General features: G+C 69.1%; 3 protein-coding genes. 1 reads left to right on the forward strand and 2 read right to left on the reverse strand.

Going from position 1 to position 2,213, the window contains the following annotated elements; translation table 11 throughout:
- Both ACRDSQ_RS20225 and menE read right to left on the reverse strand, forming a co-directional pair.
- A partial coding sequence (locus tag ACRDSQ_RS20225) for a hypothetical protein (RefSeq protein WP_431423213.1) occupies window positions 1-244 on the reverse strand: 244 nt, incomplete at its 3' end.
- A 189-nt stretch (window positions 245-433) separates the two neighbouring features.
- On the reverse strand, window positions 434-1,570 hold the full coding sequence (menE, locus tag ACRDSQ_RS20230; protein ID WP_431423214.1) for an o-succinylbenzoate--CoA ligase: 1,137 nt from the start codon (window positions 1,568-1,570) through the stop codon (window positions 434-436).
- A 30-nt stretch (window positions 1,571-1,600) separates the two neighbouring features.
- Here menE and ACRDSQ_RS20235 point away from each other — a divergent pair.
- A partial coding sequence (locus tag ACRDSQ_RS20235; RefSeq protein ID WP_431423216.1) for an arylamine N-acetyltransferase family protein occupies window positions 1,601-2,213 on the forward strand: 613 nt, incomplete at its 3' end.

A 2,213-nucleotide genomic window follows, 5' to 3' on the forward strand; every position in this document is an offset into this window, starting at 1 on the left:
GCTCGACCCAGCGGCGGGCCTCGCGGGGGTGGACCCGCACCAACGCGGTGAGGAGCTTGGGCAGGGATCCGTATCCGGCGAGTCGGTGGATGTCGTCGCGGTCCAACTCGCCCACCACATCGAGCACCCTCGCCATCGCCGCACGGGCCTCACCCACGGCGGTGACGAGCTCAGCGGTCAGCGCGGGTCCACGCGAGGCCCAGAACCTGTCCGGGTCGTTGTGATGGATCTCCAGCTCCGCCATGCCACCGAGTCTCCCCGCGACCACCGACAATCCCGGCCCGGTTCCCGACCTCGACGACTCGTGTCACACGATGGTGTCAACAACGCGGAATGGCTTGCGGTGAAACAGATTCCGGGTACGCACACCGCGCCCGATCAGTTCCCTGTCGAGTGTCAAGATCACCTGCTTCACCCCTCTGAAACCTGCCAATTACAAGCTATTCCCATGTGGAGGTGCGAACAGGTCGACGAGTGCGCGGCGGTCGGGCTTTCCCGGCCCGATCAGCGGAAGCTCCATCAATATCAGGAACTCTTTGGGGGCCGCGGCTGGGCCGAGAGCTGAGCGGACCGCCGCGCGCAGGTCGTCCTTGTCGACCGCGCCCGCCAGTACCAGCACCGCCGCGACCCGCTGTCCCCATTCGTCGTCGGGCACTCCCACGACACAGGCCTCTCGGACATTCGCCTGCGCGGTAAGGATGATCTCGACAGCGGCGGCGGCGACCTTGACGCCGCCGGTGTTGATCACGTCGTCGACCCGGCCCAGGATCTGAAGCGTGCCGTCGCGGAACTCGCCTGCGTCCGATGTGTGGAACCATCCATCCAAAAAGGACTCCTTGGTGGCGGCGGGGTCCAACCGGTAGCCGTGGGCGAGCATCGGGCCGCGCAACTCGATCAGGCCGTCGTCGATCCGCACGTCCACGCCGTCGAGTGGGACTCCGTCGTAGACACAGCCCCCCGCCGTCTCCGACATCCCGTAGGTGGTGCGAACCCGGACACCGGCGTCGAGCGCGCGTAGCAGCGTGCGCGAGGACACGGCGGCGCCGCCGACCAGGACGGCGTCGAAGGCCCGCAGCGCGCCCAGCGCGTCACCGCCGTCCTCGACGATCCTGGTCAGCTGCGTCGGGACCAGCGCGGTGTACACCGGGCCGAGGGAGCCGAGCGCGTCCGACGCCGACTCGGTGAATGCCTTGGGGCGAAAAGCTGTCCGCGGCATCAGCACCGGGTCGGTGCCCGCCACGATCGACCGCACCAGCACCTGCACCCCGGCGATGTGGTGCGCGGGCATCGCGAGCAGCCAGGTCCCCGGCCCGCCAAGGCGCGCGTGGGTCGCGTCCGCCGAAGCCCGCAGCGCCGCCGCCGACAGCAACACGCCTTTGGGTGTCCCCGTCGAGCCGGAGGTGCGCACGACCAGTGCCGTGTCGGGTTCCAGCGGTTCGCCCGGCGCCATGTCCTCACCGGACTGTCCCTTGGCGACCGGAAGCACGGGGGGCCCCGAGCCGTCCAGCGCTGCCCGCAGCGCCTTCATGAACTCGGATGTGTCCGGATCGAGAACTCGCAGGTCGTGCATATACACAGTTTCCACCACTAGCCTCTGGCGATGACCAAAACCTGGGGGCGACAGGTGAACGAGCCGCTGCGCGATGCCTATCTCACGAGGCTCGGCTTACGCACCCCGCCGCCCGCGACCCTGGACACACTCGTCGAGTTGCATCGCCTCCAGGTCGAGAGAATCCCTTACGAGACCGTGTGGATCGCCCTCGGCGAGCAGCGAACGGTCGATCCGCTGGACTCCCTGCGCTACCTCCTGCGCGGCCGCGGCGGCTACTGCTACCACCTCAACGGCGCCTTCAGCACACTGCTGGACTGGCTCGGCTACGACGTCCACTGGCGGGTCGGCGGCGTCCAGGGCGGCGTGGGTGACGCGCCCGGCGCCAGCGCGAACCACCTGGTGATCGAGGTCCACGGCCTCGACGGCGGCCCCTGGATGGTCGACGCCGGCCTGGGCGACGGCCTGCACGAGCCGATCCCGCTGACCGAAGGCGTGTACGAGCAGGCCCCGTACACCTTCGCGCTACGGCCATCCGAGGTCGTCCCCGGCGGCTGGCGCCTCGACCACGATGGGCGGGGGTCGTTTCTCGGCATGGACTTCGCGCCCGCGGAGGCGAAGGTCGAAGACTTCCTCGCCAAGCACGACCACCTGTGCACATCCC

The organism is Actinokineospora sp. (genome assembly GCF_050699995.1).
Classification (GTDB): Bacteria; Actinomycetota; Actinomycetes; order Mycobacteriales; family Pseudonocardiaceae; genus Actinokineospora.

Coding starts and splice junctions, on each gene's coding strand:
- menE (WP_431423214.1), bottom strand. CDS start 1,570: ATGCACGACCTGCGAGTTCTCGATCCGGACACATCCGAGTTCATGAAG.